The organism is Aliidiomarina maris, assembly GCF_003987335.1.
Taxonomy (GTDB): Bacteria; Pseudomonadota; Gammaproteobacteria; order Enterobacterales; family Alteromonadaceae; genus Aliidiomarina; species Aliidiomarina maris.
Genome location: NZ_PIPK01000003.1, coordinates 189183 through 210048, shown reverse-complemented (window position 1 = coordinate 210048; position 20866 = coordinate 189183). Strand labels below are relative to the sequence as shown.

Annotated in this window: 22 protein-coding genes; 11 read left to right on the top strand and 11 right to left on the bottom strand. The window is 51.1% G+C overall.

Translation table 11 applies throughout. The features are described 5' to 3' along the window. Window positions 1-13: 13 nt before the first annotated feature. From rimK to CWE07_RS05190, 4 genes are all read right to left on the bottom strand, one after another. Window positions 14-922, bottom strand: coding sequence for a 30S ribosomal protein S6--L-glutamate ligase (rimK, locus tag CWE07_RS05205; protein WP_111568438.1), 909 nt, complete (start codon window positions 920-922; stop codon window positions 14-16). Further along, window positions 919-1371 carry an ATP-dependent zinc protease family protein gene (locus tag CWE07_RS05200; protein ID WP_241974069.1) on the bottom strand — a complete coding sequence of 151 codons (453 nt, stop codon included), beginning with the start codon at window positions 1369-1371 and terminating at the stop codon, window positions 919-921. The genes rimK and CWE07_RS05200 overlap by 4 nt, the downstream gene beginning before the upstream one ends. Before the next feature lie 29 nt (window positions 1372-1400). Next, the gene (locus CWE07_RS05195; protein WP_111568439.1) at window positions 1401-2225 is read right to left on the bottom strand and encodes a mechanosensitive ion channel family protein; all 825 of its coding nucleotides are present in this window, start codon (window positions 2223-2225) and stop codon (window positions 1401-1403) included. A 65-nt stretch (window positions 2226-2290) separates the two neighbouring features. After that, window positions 2291-3079 carry a DUF432 domain-containing protein gene (locus CWE07_RS05190; RefSeq protein WP_111568440.1) on the bottom strand — a complete coding sequence of 263 codons (789 nt, stop codon included), beginning with the start codon at window positions 3077-3079 and terminating at the stop codon, window positions 2291-2293. A 163-nt stretch (window positions 3080-3242) separates the two neighbouring features. Between CWE07_RS05190 and CWE07_RS05185 the strand changes: the two genes are divergently transcribed. Beyond that, a complete protein-coding gene (locus CWE07_RS05185) occupies window positions 3243-3923 on the top strand; it encodes an EAL domain-containing protein (RefSeq protein WP_241974068.1) in 681 nt (226 codons plus the stop codon). A 1-nt stretch (window position 3924) separates the two neighbouring features. Here CWE07_RS05185 and CWE07_RS05180 read toward each other — a convergent pair whose 3' ends face one another. Genes CWE07_RS05180 through mutH form a run of 3 tightly spaced genes read right to left on the bottom strand, consistent with a single transcriptional unit; the run spans window position 3925 to window position 5495 of the window. Further along, entirely contained in the window at window positions 3925-4608 is a 684-nt protein-coding gene (locus CWE07_RS05180) for a DUF2982 domain-containing protein (RefSeq protein WP_111568442.1), read from the bottom strand. A 40-nt stretch (window positions 4609-4648) separates the two neighbouring features. Beyond that, a complete protein-coding gene (locus tag CWE07_RS14305; RefSeq protein ID WP_157983226.1) occupies window positions 4649-4789 on the bottom strand; it encodes a hypothetical protein in 141 nt (46 codons plus the stop codon). Between the two features lie 10 nt (window positions 4790-4799). Beyond that, window positions 4800-5495: a DNA mismatch repair endonuclease MutH gene (gene mutH, locus CWE07_RS05175; RefSeq protein ID WP_111568443.1), complete on the bottom strand. Its 696-nt coding sequence runs from the start codon at window positions 5493-5495 to the stop codon at window positions 4800-4802. A 132-nt stretch (window positions 5496-5627) separates the two neighbouring features. Here mutH and rppH point away from each other — a divergent pair, with 132 nt between their 5' ends. Genes rppH through lgt form a run of 4 tightly spaced genes read left to right on the top strand, consistent with a single transcriptional unit; the run spans window position 5628 to window position 10093 of the window. After that, complete coding sequence (rppH, locus tag CWE07_RS05170) at window positions 5628-6137, top strand: RNA pyrophosphohydrolase (protein ID WP_111568444.1); 510 nt, start codon at window positions 5628-5630, stop codon at window positions 6135-6137. A gap of 9 nt (window positions 6138-6146) precedes the next feature. Next, entirely contained in the window at window positions 6147-8420 is a 2274-nt protein-coding gene (ptsP, locus tag CWE07_RS05165; protein WP_111568618.1) for a phosphoenolpyruvate--protein phosphotransferase, read from the top strand. A gap of 3 nt (window positions 8421-8423) precedes the next feature. Continuing rightward, on the top strand, window positions 8424-9212 hold the full coding sequence (locus tag CWE07_RS05160) for a sulfite exporter TauE/SafE family protein (protein WP_111568445.1): 789 nt from the start codon (window positions 8424-8426) through the stop codon (window positions 9210-9212). Between the two features lie 23 nt (window positions 9213-9235). Next, window positions 9236-10093: a prolipoprotein diacylglyceryl transferase gene (lgt, locus tag CWE07_RS05155; protein WP_111568446.1), complete on the top strand. Its 858-nt coding sequence runs from the start codon at window positions 9236-9238 to the stop codon at window positions 10091-10093. A 37-nt stretch (window positions 10094-10130) separates the two neighbouring features. Here lgt and CWE07_RS05150 read toward each other — a convergent pair whose 3' ends face one another. After that, a complete protein-coding gene (locus tag CWE07_RS05150) occupies window positions 10131-10982 on the bottom strand; it encodes a thymidylate synthase (RefSeq protein ID WP_111568447.1) in 852 nt (283 codons plus the stop codon). 195 nt (window positions 10983-11177) lie between these two features. On the opposite strand from CWE07_RS05150, the gene tcdA reads away from it, so the two are divergent. Then, window positions 11178-11969, top strand: a complete 792-nt coding sequence (gene tcdA / locus CWE07_RS05145) for a tRNA cyclic N6-threonylcarbamoyladenosine(37) synthase TcdA (RefSeq protein WP_111568448.1) — start codon at window positions 11178-11180, stop codon at window positions 11967-11969. A gap of 314 nt (window positions 11970-12283) precedes the next feature. Here the strand turns inward: tcdA and CWE07_RS05140 are convergent, their stop codons facing one another. Further along, the gene (locus CWE07_RS05140; protein WP_111568450.1) at window positions 12284-12703 is read right to left on the bottom strand and encodes a SufE family protein; all 420 of its coding nucleotides are present in this window, start codon (window positions 12701-12703) and stop codon (window positions 12284-12286) included. A gap of 183 nt (window positions 12704-12886) precedes the next feature. Here CWE07_RS05140 and CWE07_RS05135 point away from each other — a divergent pair, with 183 nt between their 5' ends. The 5 genes from CWE07_RS05135 (at window position 12887) to ung (ending at window position 19543) form a co-directional block, all read left to right on the top strand. After that, window positions 12887-13636 carry an electron transfer flavoprotein subunit beta/FixA family protein gene (locus CWE07_RS05135; RefSeq protein ID WP_111568451.1) on the top strand — a complete coding sequence of 250 codons (750 nt, stop codon included), beginning with the start codon at window positions 12887-12889 and terminating at the stop codon, window positions 13634-13636. After that, window positions 13633-14562: an electron transfer flavoprotein subunit alpha/FixB family protein gene (locus CWE07_RS05130; RefSeq protein ID WP_111568452.1), complete on the top strand. Its 930-nt coding sequence runs from the start codon at window positions 13633-13635 to the stop codon at window positions 14560-14562. The genes CWE07_RS05135 and CWE07_RS05130 overlap by 4 nt, the downstream gene beginning before the upstream one ends. A 187-nt stretch (window positions 14563-14749) precedes the next feature. Beyond that, window positions 14750-16624, top strand: a complete 1875-nt coding sequence (locus CWE07_RS05125; RefSeq protein ID WP_111568453.1) for a DUF1302 domain-containing protein — start codon at window positions 14750-14752, stop codon at window positions 16622-16624. 111 nt (window positions 16625-16735) lie between these two features. Next, entirely contained in the window at window positions 16736-18781 is a 2046-nt protein-coding gene (locus CWE07_RS05120) for a S9 family peptidase (protein WP_111568619.1), read from the top strand. Between the two features lie 3 nt (window positions 18782-18784). Further along, complete coding sequence (gene ung / locus CWE07_RS05115; RefSeq protein ID WP_111568454.1) at window positions 18785-19543, top strand: uracil-DNA glycosylase; 759 nt, start codon at window positions 18785-18787, stop codon at window positions 19541-19543. Window positions 19544-19549: 6 nt separating this feature from the next. Here ung and CWE07_RS05110 read toward each other — a convergent pair whose 3' ends face one another. Both CWE07_RS05110 and suhB read right to left on the bottom strand, forming a co-directional pair. Beyond that, the gene (locus tag CWE07_RS05110; RefSeq protein WP_111568455.1) at window positions 19550-19720 is read right to left on the bottom strand and encodes a DUF3545 family protein; all 171 of its coding nucleotides are present in this window, start codon (window positions 19718-19720) and stop codon (window positions 19550-19552) included. A gap of 199 nt (window positions 19721-19919) precedes the next feature. Then, the gene (gene suhB, locus CWE07_RS05105; RefSeq protein ID WP_111568456.1) at window positions 19920-20723 is read right to left on the bottom strand and encodes an inositol-1-monophosphatase; all 804 of its coding nucleotides are present in this window, start codon (window positions 20721-20723) and stop codon (window positions 19920-19922) included. Between the last annotated feature and the right edge of the window lie 143 nt (window positions 20724-20866).

Genomic DNA, 20866 nt, shown 5'->3' with positions numbered 1-20866 from the left:
GGTGTCCTGCTACTTAACCCTTGCCTTTAGTTCGCGTGCTATTGGCTTTACCCGCATTTTTCTCAATAAATGCAATAATTTGTGTGGCGACATCTTTTTCTGTCGCAGTTTCAATGCCTTCAAGCCCTGGTGAACTATTCACTTCCATCACCAGTGGGCCATGGTTCGAGCGCAGTAAATCGACCCCCGCAACACTCAAGCCCATTGTTTTGGCAGCTTTTACCGCTGTAGCGCGCTCAGACGCGCTGAGTTTAACCAGCGTGGCGCTGCCACCGCGGTGCAAGTTGGAGCGAAATTCGCCCGGCTTGGCTTGGCGCTTCATCGCGGCAATCACTTTGTCGCCAATCACGAAACAACGTAAATCGGCGCCACCAGCTTCTTTAATGTATTCCTGCACCATAAAGTGCGCGTTCAGCCCCATAAAGGCTTCGATAACACTTTCTGCAGCTTTACGAGTTTCAGCCAGTACGACGCCAATGCCTTGGGTGCCTTCAAGCAATTTAATCACCAAGGGCGAGCCACCGACCATGTCAATTAAGTCAGGTATGTCGCTGGGTTTACTGGCAAAACCAGTCACTGGTAGGCCGATGCCACGGCGCGATAATAGCTGTAATGAGCGCAATTTATCGCGGCTACGGCTAATCGCCACCGATTCATTCAACGGATACACGCCCATCATTTCGAATTGGCGTAACACGGCGGTGCCATAGAAAGTCACTGAGGCGCCGATACGCGGAATAATCGCGTCAAATTCTGGTAATTCTTTACCGCGCATGTGAATGCTGGGTTCTTTGGCGTTGATATTCATGTAGCAACGCAAAGGATCGAGAACCACCATTTCGTGACCGCGCGCTTCGCCGGCCTCGATTAGGCGACGAGTCGAATACAATTGCTTATTGCGCGAAAGAATGCCGATTCTCATGAGATTGTCCCAGTTAAGTAAGAGGCTTTGGGGTCGACGATATAGCGCCCATTCATGGCTTGTCGACCTAATAACATACGAAATTTCATCGTATCACGATTGGTTAATGTTATCTCGACCTTAAACGCGTCACCGCCCACCACCAGGGTCGTTGCAATCACGTAACGTGTTTCACGATGACCACCCGAATCGGTCACGGTGCGTTGTTCAAGCACCGGGGCTTCACAGATATGCTCTTGGTCACTGCCCTGAATCGGATGTACCCAAATTCTTAGCCACGGTTGACCGTCTTTCTCAAACGGCTCAAGGTTAAATGCATGCAGGCAGGACGTTCTTGCCCCAGTGTCTACTTTCATCTTGATGCTGTGGATACCAAGGTCTGGCAATGCAGCCCACTCGCGCCAACCTAACAACTTCTTATTTGCGACAGATATGTCATTTGACGACACAGCGTTCTCCTCAATCTTATTCATTGCCATTAAGGATAGGGCATCCGGAAGGAATTATCTTGGCCTTGCACGACACTTGGGGTTTGGGTGATAACAACGCCGGCATTTTGCATAGCCGGTACAATTAAATCAATCAATTTTGAACGGCTGGTGAAAAAACCTTCCTGTTGTGCCCAGACCGAATATTGCACTTGAATACCCAGCACCCCGACATGCAGCCGAAACAGCTCTGGGGCGGGCTGATGCAGGAAGGCTTGTTCGTGTACTATGGTCTGGTTTAATAGCTTTTCCAGCGCGGCACAGTCAGTCTCAAGTGCCAGCCACATTTGTACGTCGAGACGGCGAATAGAAAACTTGGAGAAGTTGGTCACATGCCCTTTGATGAGATCATCATTGGGTACCCGCACGTACAAATTATCAAAAGTACGGATTTTAATTGCCAGCCAGTCAATGCTGATCACCTCGCCACGGGTGCCTTGCACGGCGACAATGTCTCCGACTTTAAAGCTTTTTTCGCCGAGCAAAAACAGACCACTGATAAAATTTGACGTAGAGGCTTGGGACGCAAAACCAATCGCAACCGACAGCACACCTGCGACCGCCAGCAGCACGCCGGAATGAAAGCCTAACTCGCTCAATGCAATGAGCACAAAAACAAAGAGGACTAAATACGAAATAGCACGGCGGAATAAAATCGCTTTATGCGGGCTAGTATGGTTATCCACATATTTGCGCATGCCAGAGACAATAATGTTGCGCAGCACCAAACCGAGCACAAGGTAGCCGAGGGCACGTAGCCAGGCACCGCCATCGGCACCTTGGAGTGGCTGCATGATCTGTTGAAACAATTCCATAGCGCTATACTTTACCTAAGATAAATAAACTAAGAATGACTGGTCTTGCAGTGAATACCTGCATGCTAACCAATGATAGCTTCCAGGGCGCGTAAAATAGTGCGCGCTTCACTGCGTAACCGTGACTCGCTCACTAATTGTAAACTGTCGTAGCGGCAAGGCACCGATTTAGCATAATGCAGGCTGAGTTCGTCGGTCAGCTTTTCATTGGTAATCGTCAGTGCTGTGGTCCAATAGCGGCTTCCGTCAACCTTATATACCGGCAAGAATTGCGCGGGTAAGTTAATTTTATCAATGCTTAAGTGGTCGGTATCGCGATTACACAAGCGCAGTTCAAGCATCGCGCGATGCGGTATGGGTGCGGCTTGCTCATAGTCCTGCAGTACTTCCGCTTCAAATTGATAGCACAGTTCGCCGCGACGCGTATTACTGCCAAACCAACTGAAAGGGAGTCTTTCAACCAAGAATTCGTAAAAAGGTTGCTTCGAATTGCCAATATACAGCTGGTACATAAGTGGTAACGCGAGGTAAAACTTAGGCCGGCGTCCCGCTGGCACCACGATGGGCTTATCCAGGTTGAGGACCAGGTTGCGGTCCGCCATGCAAGGCACAATGCGTAAAGTGCTTTCCTGCTCGCCACTCATCCAACTTTTTACCATCTCTAAGTTGTCTGGCAGAGGAATACGTTGAGACACGACCAAGGCTTGGTCCAAATTACACTGTGCATGGGGGCGAGCTTGCTTATACAAGCGCCATTGCTGGGACTGGCGTTGAACATACAAGGTGTCAGTTTGCGTTTCAATGGCAACGGTCGCACCAAGTTCTAATTGCAAGGTCTCATTGGCGTATAACATAAGCTCATATAGCTAGATAAATAGAACTAGGATAATCGCTTTTTTCAGTTTATACGTAAAGTGCTATGGTAGGTAAGATACCGATCTTAATCAAAATTTGGAGCCCAGAATGAGTAAATGTGTGCAGTGTAGCTGTCATACACCCCTAGAGTTCGCCGTGCGTATGGCGTTTCAACCTATTGTGAATGTGGCTACACAGCAGGTATTTGCTTATGAAGCTTTAGTGCGTGGGCAAAATGGTGAAGGGGCTGGGCAGGTAATAAGTCAGGTGACTGCTGACAACTTGTATAGTTTCGATCAAACGTGTCGCGTGCGCGCGATAGAGACCGCGGCGCAAATTAAGTTACCCGCTAAACTATCCATCAACTTCATGCCGAATGCTATTTATGAGCCTGAAACCTGCTTAGCTAAGACCTTACAAACCGCTCAAAAGGTGAATTTCCCCCACCAAGACATTATTTTTGAAGTGACTGAACATGAAAAAGTAGAGAACCATGATTTGCTGGTGGACGTGTTCAGAACCTATCAGCGACGCGGGTTTATGACCGCCATTGACGACTTTGGTGAGGGCTACGCGGGGCTTAATTTGCTTGCAGACTTTCAACCTGACTTGCTCAAGTTGGATATGAAAATGATCCGTAATATTCATGTAGATCGAGTCAAACAAGCGATTTTTAACGGCATTCACCGCGTGGCGCAAGATTTAGGTATTGTGCTGATTGCTGAAGGGGTAGAAACCTTAGAAGAATACGCGTTTTTCAAACATGCTGGGGTGGATTTACAGCAAGGTTACTTTTTTGCTCGCCCAGCCCTTGAGCATGCACCTATTCCAGATTGGCAATAATTCATTCGCTATAGCGTTGGCGCGTGTTTTGTAAGTCTTTCAAATAGCGAATAAATTCATCAAGAGGTCGGTCGAGCGCGTTTTGTGAAATGTATAAATCGTAGCCCAGCATTTCGCGCATCAATAACATCCGCATACCGAAGGTTGCTAATACGCCGCGAAAGGTTTTGCCACTGTCCGTGGTAAATACGTCTGGCACATCCACGTAATCCAGATATTCGCGGTGGGCAGGCATTTCACTGCGGATAGCTTGCATCATCAATGGCCGTTGCTGGTGTACCAGATGCACCGCAAGGCGCGGTGAGAGTGCGCTTAGGAACTGATCATAATCGCGCAGGCGAATGGCTAGAAATGGCAGCTCGACTTGCTCCATGCCACGCTGCATTTTGGGAATGTCGAAGCGCTGGATCTGGTTCCATGGTAATTGCCACTGGCCGCGAAAATGTAAATAGGTGATTTGCTGGGGGGTAATTTCCAGACTGGTATCGGGCTCGATTAATTTGCCAATGCCCAGCGCGATAGTTACTAAGCAAAACCCAGCTAGGGTAAGGCGCAATGGCCAAGGTATCGGCACCTGACTATGCACCGCAAGCAGCAATAACAAACCGCCGAGGCCGAGCACGGTAAACATGCGGCCATTGCGTTTGGTATGCGGGCGAATGCGCAAAGCAACCGGTGGTGTCAACTCGATACTCCTTTCTAAACTGCTAATCTATACGTTATGACTATAGCTTACTCATCCACCACAACACCAAAGGTATTGCCACCAATGCCCAAAGCAGCACTAGGCGCATGCGTCGGCAGTATTCACAGTCAGTCTGCCATAAGGCCTTTAGTCTGGCGAACACGCCCTTGGTATCGCGCATCGGATTCTCCTTAGGATGAACGCTGCAGGGCTTGTTGTAACAGCGCTGCGGTAAAATTCGTTTTTAAATAGTACCCGCGGGGCAGCGTTTGAATACGTGCCCCATCGGGTCCGATGGCTTCGGTGAGCACTTTGCTGTTCGCTGCTTTGGGCCGCAGTTGCAACACCTGGCCATGGCGTGCGGTAATCGCTTGTACCTGACCCAGAATAATCATTTCGGTAATTTCTTCCCAGTCCTGGCGTAATAACTGGTCTTCAATGGCGTTCGGACGCCATAAAAAAGGTGTTCCAATCATGCGATCAGCAGGTGCCACCTCGCGCCGTCCATCAATCGGAATCCATAGCACCTGGCGCAATTTATTGCGCACGTTGCTGTCTTCCCAGCGCACGCCATTGAGGCCGGTAAGCGGGGTGACGCATACAAATGTGGTTTCTAATGGCTTGCCTTCTGGAGTCACAGGAATGGTTTTTAGCTCAACCCCGAGTTCAGGAAAATCTTGTTGTGGCTTTGAGCCAGCGCTGGCACCCAAGTAAAGCTCAATTAATTGACCGCTCCAGCCTTTATGACGACTTAGGTTCGCAGGTGTTATCCAACCGGCGTGGCTGGCTAACCAGCCGAGCGGCATGCCTGCAAGTGCATGAGCACGAGCCATCAACTGTGCAATATCACTCGGAGCTGCCGTTGCCACTTGAGGTAAGTCGTTCATAATCCGCGTCCAGACAGGTAAATTATTGTAAGTCATAGGCTATATTAACAGAACATAAGCACGTTCGGTTTGCCCAATGCCAGCCTTTATGGAAGAATCAAACCCAGAGATAAATTGTGAGGAGTGGCTCGCGTGATAGATGCCGAGGGTTATCGTTCGAATGTCGGCATAGTAATATGTAACGAGCACGGGCAAGTTTTCTGGGCCAGACGCTATGGCCAAAACAGTTGGCAGTTTCCACAAGGTGGCATTGACGAAGGTGAGTCGCCTGAACAAGCGATGTTCCGTGAGCTTTATGAAGAAGTAGGTCTGCGGCCAGAACAGGTAGAAATTGTGTATACCAGCCGCAACTGGTTTCGTTACAAATTGCCGAAGCGTTTAGTCCGCAAAGGGGCTAAACCAGTATGCATTGGTCAAAAGCAAAAGTGGTTTTTGCTGCGCTTGACCTGTGCCGAATCAGATGTCGATGTATTACAGTCAGGGCACCCTGAATTTGATGGCTGGCGCTGGGTCAGTTACTGGTATCCAGTGCGTCAGGTGGTGTCATTTAAGCGCGACGTGTACCGCCGCGTGATGAAAGAATTTGCGCCCATGGCAATGCCGTTCCAGCACAAGCGCACCAAGCGTAAGCGTAGGCGATAAACAATGGTCATGATTAGCAAATTGCATCGAATTGTTGAGGCGGTTAACCAAGCCCCGGAGTTTGATGCTGCCCTGCGTACCATGGTGACCCGCGTTAAGTCAGCGCTCGAAACTGACGTCTGTAGTATTTATATCGCTGATTATCAAAACGAAGAATTTGTCCTCGCTGCGTCTGACGGATTAAAGCTGCAAACGGGCGATAAGGTCGCGCTCAAGTTTGGTGAAGGCTTAATTAGCTTAGCCGCACAACGTGAAGAGCCACTTAACTTTGCCGATGCCAGCCAACACCCCAGCTTTAAACTCGTCGAAGAGGTCGAAGAAGAGCGCTTTAACGCGATGTTGGTGGCTCCCATCATTCACCAGCGCCGTGTGCTCGGCGTGTTGGCCGTGCAGCAGGCGGAGGCGCGTGCATTCTCTTCTGACGAAGAGTCATTTGTTGTCACCTTGGCGGCTCAGCTCGCGTCTGTAATTGCCCACGCCGAAGCGAAAGGCTTATTGTCAGGCCATAGTGCGCCTTGGCTGCGCAGTTTACGCGCTATTCCGGGGTCACCAGGGGTGGCCATTGGGCCTGCCTTTATTGGTAAGCCCGCCGCCCGCTTAAGTGCCGTCGTGCCGCGCAAAACCGATAAACCTTGGCGGCATATTCGGATGTTCCGTAAGGCCGTGATGCAAACCCGGCGCGAACTACAAGAGCTAGCGCAGCAAGTGGCAGGCTATGTGGCCGAAGATACGTTGGCCATATTCGATGTCTACCAGGGTATGTTGGACGCGGCAAGTTTGGGTAATGCAGTCGAAGGTCGAATTCGTGAAGGCTGGATGGTGCAAACCGCAGTTAAGTTGACGGTTGAAGACTATGTCTCGCAGTTTGAAGACCTCGACGACCCGTACTTGAAAGAGCGCGCAGTGGACGTGCGTGACTTAGGTCAACGTATCTTATCGCACTTGCAACAGCGCACTGAAGCGCAAAAAATTATCCCCGATAATTGCATCTTAGTCGCCGAAGAAGTAACGGCCTCGATGCTGGCAGAAATTCCGCGGCAAAAGCTGCAAGGTATCGTATCACTGCGCGGTAGCGCTAACTCGCACGCTGCGATTATGGCACGCAGCATGGGCGTGCCGGCGGTGCTTGGGATTGAAGATGTCCCACTACAGTATTTAGAAAACCAGTTTTTAATTGTTGATGGCTACAGTGGCGAGCTGTACGTCAACCCCTTTGAGCAGGTACTTGACGAATATCGCCAGTTGCAACTTGAAGAGGAAGAGCTGGCGCAAACCGTGGCGCAGCATCGCGACCAGCCAGCTGTAACTAAAGACGGTATTCAAGTCAGCTTACAAATGAATGCTGGGCTCAATATTGAACATGGTAAAGAGCAAAGCGGCTTCTTCGACGGCATCGGACTATACCGTACTGAAATTCCTTTTATGATGCGCGAGCGCTTCCCAACCGAAGCGGAACAGCGCGATCTATACCAGCAAGTGTTGTCGGCATTTGAAGGGCAAAGCGTGGTCATGCGCACCCTGGATGTTGGTGGCGATAAGCCATTACCGTACTTTCCACTGCACGAAGACAATCCATTTCTGGGCTGGCGCGGTATTCGTTTAACTCTGGATCACCCGGAAATCTTCTTGGTACAAGCACGCGCGATGTTGGCGGCCAATATTGGCTATGGCACCTTGAAAGTGCTATTGCCGATGATTTCGTCCCTTGAAGAAGTGGATGAGGCCGCGCGTTTACTTAACCAAGCTTACTTTGAGGTGCGCAACGAGTTGGTGCAGCAGCACCCAGGTATGACGCTGGAGCGCCCGCAACTTGGCGTGATGATAGAAGTGCCTAGCATCTTGTATCAATTGGACGCGATTGCGCCACGGGTCGACTTTTTCTCAGTCGGCACCAACGACTTGACCCAGTATTTGTTGGCGGTGGATCGCAATAACCCGCGGGTGGCAAGCCTGTACGACCCATATCACCCAGCGGTGTTGCGCGCGCTCAAGCATATTATTGAAAGCTGCCAACGCTTAGATAAGCCGGTGAGTGTCTGTGGTGAATTTGCTGGCGACCCTGGCGGTGCCATGTTGCTGGTGGCGATGGGGTATCGCCAACTTAGTATGAGCGCCAATAACATTGCTAAAATAAAATGGATTATTCGCAACGTGCAGAGCTCGACATTGCAGGTGCTGCTGACCCAGGCATTTAAGGCGCGCCACCCGTCGCAAGTACGCCGCGTGGTGAACAACAAGCTGGAAAGCTTAGGCATGGGCGGCTTTATTCGTGCAGGAAAATAATAGATGTTAAGCATTGTATTGCTTGCGCTTGGCGGTTTAGTCGGTGGCCTACTGTCGGGTATGCTGGGTATTGGCGGTGGTATCGTGGTGGTACCGCTACTGATTTACTTGCTCCCGGTGATGGGTATTCCTGCGGCACTGGTTGTGCCCATGGCGGTCGGCACCAGCTTGGCCACCATTGTGGTCACAGCGGCTTCGGGTGCGCTGACCCATTATAAAAATGGGCTGATTTTATGGCCATGGGTGAAGCTTATCGCCCCATTCTTAATTGTTGGCGGCATTCTGGGTGGCTATATTGGTGCCAGCATTGACCCTGTGATACTTCAGCGCATTTTCGCTACTGTGTTGATACTCTTGGCCGTGCGCATGATTTGGAAGCTGCAGCCGCGAGCTGAGGGTAAGCGTATTCGGCGCACGCCGGTGCGCATTTGGTCGGCCAGCATTGGTGTGGTGTCGTCGTTGGTGGGCATCGGCGGCGGTGCTTTGGTGGTGCCGCTTTTGCACTACTACCAAGTGATGATGCGTAACGCGGTGGCGGTGGCTGCCGTATGTAGTGTATTACTTGCGACGTTCGGCGCTGCAACCTATGTGTGGACTGGCATTGGGCGCGTCGATGTGGCTTGGTCGTTAGGTTACATTTACCTACCCGCGTGGCTGGGTATTGGCGTGGTGTCTGCGTTGGTGGCACCACTTGGCGCGACTTTAGCGCATCGCATGCCAGTCCGTTACTTGCAGCGTGTATTCGCATTGTTGCTGATTGTGGTGTCCTTGCACCTATTTGTCAGCAGTTAAACACTTTTATTAAGGCAGTTAATATGCAACAAAATTACCTCGTTCACCCAGGCTGGGACCCAATTTTAGTAAGCCTTGGGCCGATTGACGTGCGCTGGTACGGCTTGATGTATCTGGTCGGGTTAGCATTCGCGTGGTGGTGGGGGAATCGTCAAGCGGACCGTAGCCAGCAGGGGGTTGCTGTAGGCAATCAGGTTTGGACACGCGAGCAGTGGAGCGACTTGCTGTTTTGGGGCTTTTTGGCGCTGATTGTCGGCGGCCGCGTTGGCTACGTGCTGTTTTATCAATTTGAACAGTTTGCGGCGAACCCATTATTTTTATTCAGTATGAGTGCAGGCGGGATGTCGTTCCACGGCGGCCTGCTGGGCGCAATTACTGCGATTATTGTGTATGCCAAAGTTAAAGGCCGTAGTGTCATGGCGGTGGGTGACTTCGTCGCGCCGCTGGTACCGATTGGGCTTGGTGCCGGGCGTTTAGGTAACTTTATCAATGGCGAGTTATGGGGCCGAACCACGGACGTGCCGTGGGCGATGGTGTTTCCGGCCGCTGGGCCAGACCCACGCCACGCGTCACAGCTTTATCAGGCGTTTTTTGAAGGCTTAGTGCTGTTCTTAATCTTGTATTGGTTCACCCGCAAGCCGCGTGCAACGGGTATGGTGGGCGGTTTGTTCCTTGCGGGTTACGGTGCGTTTCGCTTATTTACGGAAATGTTCCGTCAGCCAGACGCGCATCTGGGCTTGCTGGCGGGTCAATTGTCGATGGGGCAATGGTTGTCGCTGCCCATGCTGCTCGGTGGTATCGTGCTGATGGTGTTAGCTCAGCGCGGCGTCTTTACTATCACTGACAATCGCTTCAGCCCGGCAACGGGTAAACGCAAATAGTATAAGCCGAGCACTGCGCTCGGCTTTATTTTTGCGGCTATTCTGAAAACGGGTACTTAATTGGGTCGTGGTGTTGGTACCCGGTGACGCTAAAATCATCCACGGTCACCCAGGTTTCAATGTCTTTCAGGGTTTTAATCTTCGGGTTGATATGCAATTGCGGTGATGGAAAGGGCTCACGCTTGAGTTGGACGTCCCGCAGCATTGGCAACTGATCTTCATAAATATGGCAGTTGACCAAACGGTGATACGCCATTTTGGGCTTTTTACCGGTAATCTGGGCGATAAGGGCCAGCAAGGTAAATACCTGCACCTGGTTAAAGTTCAAACCTAAGGGCACATCGCAGCTGCGTTGGTAAGACGTTAAATACAAATCATCGCCCAACAGGGAGAAGGTGTGCGTATGCATGCAGGGGCGCAAACAACCGAGGTGAAACTCGCCCGGGTTGTAAAACGATAAAATCTCACCGCGGTCATCAATGCCATTGGTCAGGTTATCGACAAGCTTTTTGAGCTGATCCACACTGCCACCATCTGGCTTGGCCCAGCTTCGGCCCTGTACACCATACACGCGACCCATGTCGTCTTCGCCTTTTCTATTCGGGTTGGCTAGCCATGCGGCGGTTTGGTTGGCATTTGCATTCCAGGTATTACAGCCAATGGCGCGAAACTGACTGGCGTTGTCGTAGCCACGTAAATAGCCTAAAAGCTCGGCAATTGCGGCTTTATAGAAGCTTTTACGGGTGGTAACTAATGGGAACTGGTTGTTCGCGACATCGTAGTTCAACGATGCATCAATCACGGTCAGGCAGCGTTTGCCAGTGCGTTCATTGGTAACCCATACGCCTTCGTCGACGATACGCTGGCATAGCTCGAGATATTGCTTCATGATTTGTCCGTCCGAATCTGGTGTCAGTTTGCCATGGTGAGTGACAAGCGGCTGTGCCGTGGGCAGCAATTGATGCCCAATTGCTGTAGCATGATACGCAGCAAAGAGGTCAAGCTCCAGTGTAAAACGGTTAATTTTCGCGTGCCGCCATATCCCAATTGTTGCGGCAGGCGTTCCTTGTAGTAGGTTGTATTGATGGATAATTATCAGCGCCGCTTTGGTGGCATTCAGCGTCTGTACGGTGACAACAATGCGGCGGCAATTCAAGGGCTGCACATTGTGGTGATTGGTTTAGGGGGGGTCGGCTCATGGGCGGCCGAGGCATTGGCGCGCTCTGGGGTGGGGAAACTGACTCTGATTGATATGGACGAGGTGTGTTTAAGTAATATCAATCGCCAGTCGCATGCGTTAACCAACACGGTTGGGCAAAGCAAAATAGCGGTGGTGGCGGAGCGTTTACGTCAGATTAATCCTGAGTTGGATGTGGTGTTGGTGGACGACTTTATTGATGCCAACAATATGGCTGAGTATTTGACGGCGGGCCAGCCTGACGGGGTGTTGGATGCGATTGACAGTATTGGTGCGAAAACGGCGCTGCTGGCCTGGTGTAAACGCAATAAAGTGCGTGTGGTCACAACGGGTGGTGCGGGGGGCCAAATTGATCCGAGCCAAATTCAGGTGGCGGACATCGCTAAGGTGGTGCAAGACCCGTTAATGGCGAAGGTGCGTTCGCAATTGCGCCGTGACTATCACTTTACCACGAACCCAAAGCGCAAGTTTGGCATTGACTGTGTCTACTCAACGGAGCAATTGCGTTACCCCACAGGCGATGGCCGCGTCAGTTACGCCAAGCCAGGTAGTAGCGACACGCCGCTCAATTGTAGTACGGGCTTCGGTGCCAGCATGATGGTCACGGCAAGCTTCGGTTTGCAAGCCGCAGCGACCCTGCTAAACCGCCTCATCCCTGAGCCTAAACCTCGCGCTTAGCGCTTTGCTTGCGTGCGTTGCTTGCGCGCTGTTTGCAGCAAGCGGCACTCAAGGTCTGGGGACGCCGTAAATACATCCCTGTAGGCTTGTCTCGCGCATCCATGCGCTCCACACCCCAGCCCCTGAATACCACTCGCTGCTTGCGCGCTTTACTTGCGTGCTTGGTGCAGCAAGCGGCACTCAAGGTCTGGGGACGCCGTAAATACATCCCTGTAGGCTTGTCTCGCGCATCCATGCGCTCCACACCCCAGCCCCTGAATACCGCTCGCTGCATGCGTGCTTGGTGCAGCAAGCGGCGCGCAGTCTGGAAATTTTTAGCTGAATGCTTGGGCGAGTTGTTGGGCGCGGCGGATGATTTGGTAAAGGCCGTTGCTGCGTGATGGGGCGAGTTGATGGCTGAGGTTACATTGTTGCAGCCAATCTTGAATATCAAAGTTGGTGGCGAAACTTGGGGGCTGGCCTTGTAAGGGCAAGAGCGCTGCATAGGTGAGGGCGTACACCATACGGGACTCGCTGGCGAAGGTGAAATTTAGCTGGCCGTTGGCATTACTGACTTGCAGCCACACTTTGGCTTCACAGCCATCGACGCGGTGCTGTTCGTTACAGGCTGTGGGGTCGAGGGGGGGCTGTTGGCGTGCGGCAAGCAACAGTTGGCGATAGGTGTCCTGCCAATTGCGCTGTTGGGTTAACTGGTGTTTTAGATCTGAAGCAGCTGGGGTTAATGGTAGTAGCATGGCGAGTTTCTAAAGCGCAAAGTGAACAAAATGTCGGCGCTGACAGTAAAAGTTGACAGTATTTTAACGTAAATCGGTGGATATTGTACGCACAAACCTTGTTTGATGCAGGCGGGTTTTACATAATGCTGCACGAATAGTGATTAATATCTGGATCTTTACGACGTAAAGAAGGAAGAAGTTATGAAAATTTTGGTCGCGGTAAAACGCGTAATTGACTACAACGTCAAGGTTCGGGTCAAGGCTGATCAGTCTGACGTGGATTTGAATAACGTGAAGATGGCGCTGAATCCGTTTTGCGAAATCGCAGTGGAAGAGGCGGTGCGCTTGAAAGAGAAGGGCACGGCGGAAGAAGTGGTTGTGGTGTCGATTGGACCAAAAGCGTGCCAGGAACAGATTCGTACGGCACTTGCATTAGGCGCGGACCGTGGCATTCATATCGAAGCGGACACGACGCCGGATTCATTGGCGGTGGCCAAGCTGTTAAAAGCGGTGGTAGCGGACGAGCAACCAGATTTAGTGATTTTAGGTAAGCAGTCGATTGATTCAGACAATAACCAGACTGGTCAAATGCTGGGTGCATTGACAGGCATGCCACAAGGTACTTTCGCATCAGAAGTTGTGGTGAACGATGGTAAAGTGGACGTAACCCGCGAGGTAGACGGTGGTCTGCAGACGGTGCGTTTAACGTTGCCTGCGATTGTAACGACGGACTTGCGTTTAAATGAGCCGCGTTATGCGTCGTTACCTAACATTATGAAAGCTAAGCGCAAGCCATTGGATGTGAAAACCCCAGCTGATTTGGGTGTGGATACGGCTTCAAATGTGCGCCTACTTAAAGCTGAGCCGCCTGCAGAGCGCAGTGCGGGTGTACGGGTAGCGGATGTTGCTGAATTGGTCGAGAAACTGAAAAACGAGGCAAAAGTATTATGAGCATTTTAGTCATTGCCGAGCACGATAATAAAACCTTGAACCAAGCGACGTTGAAAACGATTGCAGCGGCGCAACAAATTGGCGGCGACATTGATGTGTTGGTCGCTGGTCTGAATGCCCAGAGCGTGGCAGATAATGCGGCTCAAGTGGCTGGCGTACACCGTGTGTTATTAGCGGACAATGCGGCGTATGAGCATCAATTGGCAGAAAACTTAGGTGACTTAGTAGCGAAGCTAGGTGCTGACTACAGCCATATTTTGGCGTCAGCAACGACTACAGGTAAGAATTTTATGCCGCGTGTGGCGGCGTTGCTAGATGTGGCCCAAATTTCTGACATTATCAGCGTTGAAAGTGCTGACACCTTTAAGCGTCCGATTTACGCGGGCAATGCGATTGCGACGGTACAAAGCAGCGATAGCATTAAAGTGATCACGGTGCGTGGTACTGCATTTGATGCGGTTGCAGGCGACGGTGGCAGTGCAAGTGTGGAAGCGATTGCGGATGTATTTGCCAGCGATAAGGTGGAGTTCGTCGGTGAGCAATTAGCGCAGTCTGAACGCCCTGACTTAGCCTCGGCGCCTGTGGTGATCTCAGGTGGTCGCGGTATGCAAAACGGTGAGAACTTCAAACTGTTAGAGTCGCTGGCTGACAAGCTTGGTGCGGCAGTGGGTGCTTCACGGGCAGCGGTTGATGCGGGCTTTGTACCAAACGACATGCAAGTTGGGCAGACAGGTAAGATTGTTGCGCCGCAGCTTTATATTGCAGTGGGTATCAGCGGTGCAATTCAACACTTGGCTGGTATGAAAGACTCCAAAGTGATTGTTGCGATTAACAAAGACGAAGAAGCGCCGATATTTCAGGTCGCAGACTATGGTTTGGTGGCAGATTTATTTGAGGCTTTACCAGAGTTAGATAAGGCCCTGTAATAAACCGTTACAAGAACTAGTGACAAGCAGGTTAGTCGTCTGCTAACCTGCTTGCTATAGTTACAAAAAATAAACGTTTTTGGGTGGGTGGTAAGGCCCGAACTCGTTGAATCATAACGCCAGGGACTCTCAAGGGTATTGAGAGTAATTAGCAAGGGTGGCAACAACAATGAAAAGAAACGCAACTATGACCAAAAAATTACCTCTCGCAACAGCCATAGCACTTGCCTTAGCGGCACCTGCACAAGCGGTTGATTTCGATATTGGACGTTACAATGTACGCGTTGACTCGACGTTATCAATTGGTGCGACGATGCGTACCCAGAGTCAGGATTTACGCGTGATTCACCCGGGCAACATGGCTGGTGGACAAGGCCAGTCTGGTGTGGCGGATGACGGTAACTTGAACTACGACAGCGGTGACTTAACGTCACTGGTATTCCGTGGCATTCATGATATCGCTGTTGATGGTGGCAACCATGGTTTCTTCGTACGCTTTAATTACTGGTACGACGATATTCTTGAGAACGAAGGTGTTGCCCACGGTCATACTGCGACGAACTACTTCCCTGACGCACGTTTGGATACCGATGCCTTTGACTCGTATTCGTCAGGTAAAGGCATCAACTTACTCGATGCATTTTTCTACACTGGCTTTGACTTAGGCACTACGCCAATCGATTTGCGTATTGGTCGCCAGGTATTGAGCTGGGGTGAAAGTACCTTTATTCAAAACGGGGTGAACTCGATTAACCCTGCAGACGTTAACGCAATCCGTCGCCCAGGCGCGGAAGTGCGTGAAGCATTATTGCCAATCGGTATGGTAAGCGTATCTGCTGGTTTAACCCAAAGCTTAAGCTTAGACGCGTTCGCAGCGTTTGAGTGGGACAACACCAAGCTGGATGGCTGTGGTAGCTTCTTCTCGACGGTCGATATTATCGGCGGTCCAGGGTGCGACAAATTGACCTTGAACCCACAAGTGGCTCCAGGTCGCTTCCTGAGTGACCGCGAATCGATTGAAGCGGGTGCATATATTACCCGTGCCGCTGATAACGAAGCCAGCGATAGCGGCCAGTTTGGTTTAGGCGCACGCTATTACTCTTCTAGCCTGGATACAGAGTTCGGTTTCTTCTTTATCAATGTGCATAACACCCAGCCTATCATTTCTGCCTATGACTGGACCGATTTAGCTTGGGTACCAGCGGCAGGTGATGCACTGAGTGGCTGGACTACCGGCGCGGTGAGCACGGCGAACGTTGCTTCAATTGGTCCGCAGTATTTTATCGAGTGGCCAGAAGATAACGAAATTTATGGCGCAAGCTTCAGTACCACATTGCGTGGCTGGTCTTGGTCGGGTGAAGTCAGCTACCGTCCAAACCAAGCGGTGCAAATTAACACCACGGAAATCTTGTTGACTGGTTTACAACCAACCGCGCCTAGCACCTTCCGTAGTCGTATTACGGAAGCGCGTGGCGGTGACGTCGATGCACCAAGCGGTGCGTATGCGCGTGGTTTTGAAGAGCTGGAAGTGTACCAAGCGCAAATGACCTTCGTGAACTTCTTCGAACGTCTATGGGGTTCAGACCGCATGACTTTCATCGGTGAAGTGGGCGCAAACTACGTAGGCGACTTACCAGGTCTGGACGAGCAACGCTTTGGTCGTAACCCTGTGTATGGCAAGTGTTTAACTGCGAACGACCAAGCGACCATTGCGCGTTTACAGGGCAATACTGGCGCTACAGCGGACATGTTTGACCACCAGAACTGTGAAGGCTTCGTGACTAGCTTCTCTTGGGGTTATCGTGCACGTTTCGTGTTTGACTACGCGAACGCGTTTATGGGCTGGAACTTGAACCCAACCGTCGTGTTCAACCACGATGTTAAAGGTTACTCGCCAAACCCGAACTTTATCGAAGGCCGTATCAACGTGGGTCTGTTAATGGACGCGAGCTATCAGAGCCGCTACCGTGTGTCGTTAGCATATAACCACTACACGGGTGCGGATTATGACCCAGCACAAGACCGTAACCACGTGGGCTTGAACTTGTCGTACAGCTTCTAAATTGTACGAGCAAAGCACTAAAAGTTAGGATGACTGCCCTTGCAGTCAATGAAAAGCCAGCATAAGCTGGCTTTTTTATTTGTACTTTTGCCCACCTATCAAAGGTTTATTATGAAACTAGCAGCAACACTTATACTGGCCGGCGCCATGGGCGCTTGGGCCACGCAAGTAGCGGCACAGGATGTTAAGCCGCTCGCGTACGACGATGTTTTTGCACTGGAGCTGGCAGCTGATCCGCAGGTGCATCAAAACGGCAACAGCGTGGTGTTTGTGCGTCGCAGTATGGACCGCCAAACCGATCGTGTGGTGGGGCGCTTATGGCAAGTAAATACCGATGGCACCCAATTGCGCCCACTGACCCAAGGCGGGGCAAATGAGAGCTCGCCGCGTTGGTCGCCAAATTATTCCCGCATTGCGTTTATTTCCAACGCCAGTGGCAGCCCCCAAATTCATATGCGCTGGCAGGACACTGGGCATAGCGCACAAATTTCCAACCTCAACCATGCGCCGTCAAATCTAAGCTGGTCACCAGACGGTGAATGGTTAGCGTTTACCATGTTTGAACCGAAGCCTCGTAGCGCACCGGTTCAGTTACCGGGTAAACCAGCAGGTGCTGAATGGGCTGAAGCCCCCGTGTATATTGACAGCGTACAATACCGTCAAGATGGCGCTGGCTTTTTACCGCAAGGCCACTCACATGTATTTGTCTTGCCAGCAGAGGGCGGTACGCCGCGTCAGTTGACGTCCGGTGAATTCAATGTACGCAGCGAATTAAGCTGGGCACCGGATGGCAGCGCGTTATATTTTTCAGCTAATATGGCAAAAGACCCAATCGCAAGCCCGGTCAATTCAGGCATCTATCGATTAGACATCGACAGCCAGCAATTAACAAAACTGACGGATCGCGATGGTCCTGATGCCCAACCCAAAGTATCACCAAGTGGTCGCCAGATTGCATTTTTAGGCTACGACGACCGCCGCTTGGCACACCAAGCAAATCGTCTGTATGTGATGGACGCCGACGGCTCCAATGTGCGCAATTTAACCGAAGACCTTGACCGCGCAGTGGATGATTTCGCTTGGACGGCTGACGGCCGTGGTATTTACTTTAGCTACGATAACGAAGGGCAGGGTTACTTAGCACTGCACTCAATGCGCGGGGTCACAGAAACCTTAACCGGCGGTCTTGGTGGCTTGTCCTACAGCCGCCCATACACAGGCGGGCAGTTTTCAGTGGCCAGCAATGGCGATGTGGTGTTTACTCAAATGGCAGCGAATCGCCCAGCCGAGCTGGCACTATTGCGCGGTAGCCAAGTACGCCCAATTACCCAGCTAAACCGAGATTTTCTTGCCAGCCACACAATTGGCGAGGTGGAGGAGTTTTGGTATGACTCATCGGTGGACGATGAGCGTATTCAAGGCTGGATTATCTACCCGCCTGGATTTGATGAAAATAAAACCTATCCGTTAATTCTGGAAATTCACGGTGGCCCGCACACGGCCTACGGTCCAGTGTTTGCGATGGAACTACAGTTAATGGCGGCCCAAGGTTATGTAGTGCTATATACCAACCCGCGCGGCAGCACCAGTTATGGCGAAGATTTCGCTAACCTGATTCACCATAACTATCCAAGCCATGACTTCAACGACCTGATGGACGGGGTTGATGCGGTAGTTGAACGCGGCTTTATTAACGAAGACGAGTTATTTGTTATGGGTGGCTCAGGTGGTGGCGTACTGACATCGTGGAGTATTGCCCACACCAATCGCTTTGCCGCGGCCATGGTGGTCAACCCAGTCATCAATTGGTACAGCTTCGTGCTGACTGCCGATATGTACCCGTACTTTAGCCAGTATTGGTTCCCCGGCATGCCGTGGGACAACCTTGAGCACTATATGCAGCATTCACCGATTCATCATGTGGGCAAAGTGGAAACCCCAGTGTTATTGTTCACCGGTGATGCTGATTACCGTACGCCGATGAGTGAAACCGAGCAGTACTACCAAGCACTCAAATTACGTGGTATTGAAACGGCGATGGTACGCGTACCTGGCGCTTCTCATGCCCTACATGCGCGGCCGAGCAATTTAATGGCTAAGCCTGCGTATGCGGTGTATTGGTTTGAGCGTTTCCGTCAACAGCAGGACAGCGAATAACTGATGCCCTATGGTGAATTGAAAGAGGCAGCGACAGCTGCCTCGCTAGCTTGTCCGGCATGGCAGCAGTTATTGCGTGAACAGTCAGCACAGGCGTATTTTGCGCAGCTAGATGAACGCGTCAGTGCAGCACGTCAAACCCAGACTGTGTACCCGAGCCAAGCACAGGTATTTGCGGCATTTGAGCACACGCCGTTAGCCCACACCAAGGTGGTAATTCTGGGGCAAGACCCGTATCACCAGCCAGGTCAGGCGCACGGCTTGGCGTTCTCGGTCCCTGAAGGGGTTAAGGTACCGCCGTCGCTGCGCAATATCTATAAAGCCATTGCTCACGATGATCCCGAGTTTGTGGCACCAGAACACGGCGATCTGCAGGCTTGGGCAGCACAAGGTGTGTTGTTATTGAATACGGTATTGACAGTTGAACACGGCAAAGCCCATGCGCATGCCCGCTGGGGCTGGGAAACGTTTACTGATGCAGTGATGGCGCGGCTGAACGCACACCCGGAGCCGATTGTATTTTTGCTGTGGGGAAAGCACGCGCAGCAAAAAGGCCAACAGATAACCAATCAACAGCATACTGTGTTGGAGTCGGTGCATCCGTCGCCGTTATCTGCGCATCGAGGCTTTATTACTTGCGGTCATTTTGCCGAAGCAAATCGCGTGCTTAGCGCAAAAGGGCGCCAAACCATTGACTGGCAGGCCGTTCATCGGGCTACCACAGCACAAAAACAGCAACGCCAGCAAAAGCTGGCGTTGTAATCGCTGTTAGAGTTCTAGTTCTTCAAGCTCACAGTCGAAACAGTAGTCGATGTCCATAAGCTCTTTGCGTAAACGATGGCGTTCCTTGAGTGCCTCTATTTCGCGCCACTTACGTTTGGCGGCGCGAGACTTTCCGGTTTTTTCAGCAACATTTTTAAGTTCTTCTGAATGGTCCATGGGACTCCCCCTTGTCTACGACTCATTAACAATTCTGTCAACGCAATGACCTTTTACCATAACTTTTCGCAGAGTAAAAGCTTATTGTTACAAAATGATTAACGAAATTGGTCATTTTATAGAATATGGACCAAAGGGGTTAAGTGAACACGCATAAAAAAAGCCACCCGAAGGTGGCTCTGAATGCAATTCGTTCGATTTACTTAAGTAATGCCTTGGGCAGTAATGGACGCATTTGCGTCACCATGGCTTGCAATGCTTTCGGGCTAGCTGCCACGATATTACCTGAAGCGTGGTGATTCATGCCGCCGGCAAAGTCTGTCACCAAGCCGCCTGCTTCACGCACCAACAGGTCGCCTGCTGCCAGGTCCCAGAACTTTAGGCCAGCTTCCCAGTACCCGTCGTAACGACCAGCCGCGACATAGGCAAGGTCAAGGGCAGCAGAACCCATCCGGCGCACATCACCGGCTTGCTCAAAGAACTTGGCAAATACCGCCTGATACTCCGGCATAATGTGTTTCATTTTAAATGGAAAACCAGTGGCTAAAATAGTGTCTTCCAGTGATTTCACTTTCGTGGTGCGAATGCGATAACCATTCAACTGAGCACCGCCACCACGTGTTGCGGTAAATAGCTCGTCACGCACAGGGTCAAACACCACGGCTTGTTGAGCCTGGCCTTTAACAACTAACGCAATGGAAATACAAAAATGGGGAATGCCACGCATAAAATTGGTGGTGCCATCGATCGGGTCAATTACCCAAAGGTAATCACTGTCGCTGCCAATCATTTCACCTGATTCTTCAGCCAAAATGCTGTGATTCGGGTAAGACTTGCGGATAGTTTCAATAATAACCGCTTCTGAAGCGCGATCTACGTTGGTAACAAAGTCGTTTTGACCTTTACCTTCAATGGTCAGTTTTTCTTGCTGAGCCACTGATTTCATAATGACTTTGCCGGCCGCGCGCGCAGCGCGCACCGCGATGTTAAGCATCGGATGCATGTGAATACCTTTTTGATTGCTAAAGAACGTGGTTAAATTTTCGTCAGAAAACGACGGCGTATTATACGCGAACGCTACTTAGTTGCAATGACCTGTGCTGCGTGCTGTGGTAAACTTTATGCCTATTATGTGATTTTTAGCGT

Bases quoted from the DNA above. Each gene is read 5' to 3' on its own strand.
- rimK (WP_111568438.1), bottom strand. From the start codon at position 922: ATGAGAATCGGCATTCTTTCGCGCAATAAGCAATTGTATTCGACTCGT.
- CWE07_RS05195 (WP_111568439.1), bottom strand. From the start codon at position 2,225: ATGGAATTGTTTCAACAGATCATGCAGCCACTCCAAGGTGCCGATGGC.
- CWE07_RS05190 (WP_111568440.1), bottom strand. From the start codon at position 3,079: ATGTTATACGCCAATGAGACCTTGCAATTAGAACTTGGTGCGACCGTT.
- CWE07_RS05185 (WP_241974068.1), top strand. From the start codon at position 3,243: ATGGCGTTTCAACCTATTGTGAATGTGGCTACACAGCAGGTATTTGCT.
- CWE07_RS14305 (WP_157983226.1), bottom strand. From the start codon at position 4,789: ATGCGCGATACCAAGGGCGTGTTCGCCAGACTAAAGGCCTTATGGCAG.
- mutH (WP_111568443.1), bottom strand. From the start codon at position 5,495: ATGAACGACTTACCTCAAGTGGCAACGGCAGCTCCGAGTGATATTGCA.
- ptsP (WP_111568618.1), top strand. From the start codon at position 6,147: ATGATTAGCAAATTGCATCGAATTGTTGAGGCGGTTAACCAAGCCCCG.
- CWE07_RS05160 (WP_111568445.1), top strand. From the start codon at position 8,424: ATGTTAAGCATTGTATTGCTTGCGCTTGGCGGTTTAGTCGGTGGCCTA.
- lgt (WP_111568446.1), top strand. From the start codon at position 9,236: ATGCAACAAAATTACCTCGTTCACCCAGGCTGGGACCCAATTTTAGTA.
- CWE07_RS05150 (WP_111568447.1), bottom strand. From the start codon at position 10,982: ATGAAGCAATATCTCGAGCTATGCCAGCGTATCGTCGACGAAGGCGTA.
- tcdA (WP_111568448.1), top strand. From the start codon at position 11,178: ATGGATAATTATCAGCGCCGCTTTGGTGGCATTCAGCGTCTGTACGGT.
- CWE07_RS05140 (WP_111568450.1), bottom strand. From the start codon at position 12,703: ATGCTACTACCATTAACCCCAGCTGCTTCAGATCTAAAACACCAGTTA.
- CWE07_RS05135 (WP_111568451.1), top strand. From the start codon at position 12,887: ATGAAAATTTTGGTCGCGGTAAAACGCGTAATTGACTACAACGTCAAG.
- CWE07_RS05130 (WP_111568452.1), top strand. From the start codon at position 13,633: ATGAGCATTTTAGTCATTGCCGAGCACGATAATAAAACCTTGAACCAA.
- CWE07_RS05125 (WP_111568453.1), top strand. From the start codon at position 14,750: ATGACCAAAAAATTACCTCTCGCAACAGCCATAGCACTTGCCTTAGCG.
- CWE07_RS05120 (WP_111568619.1), top strand. From the start codon at position 16,736: ATGAAACTAGCAGCAACACTTATACTGGCCGGCGCCATGGGCGCTTGG.
- ung (WP_111568454.1), top strand. From the start codon at position 18,785: ATGCCCTATGGTGAATTGAAAGAGGCAGCGACAGCTGCCTCGCTAGCT.
- CWE07_RS05110 (WP_111568455.1), bottom strand. From the start codon at position 19,720: ATGGACCATTCAGAAGAACTTAAAAATGTTGCTGAAAAAACCGGAAAG.
- suhB (WP_111568456.1), bottom strand. From the start codon at position 20,723: ATGCATCCGATGCTTAACATCGCGGTGCGCGCTGCGCGCGCGGCCGGC.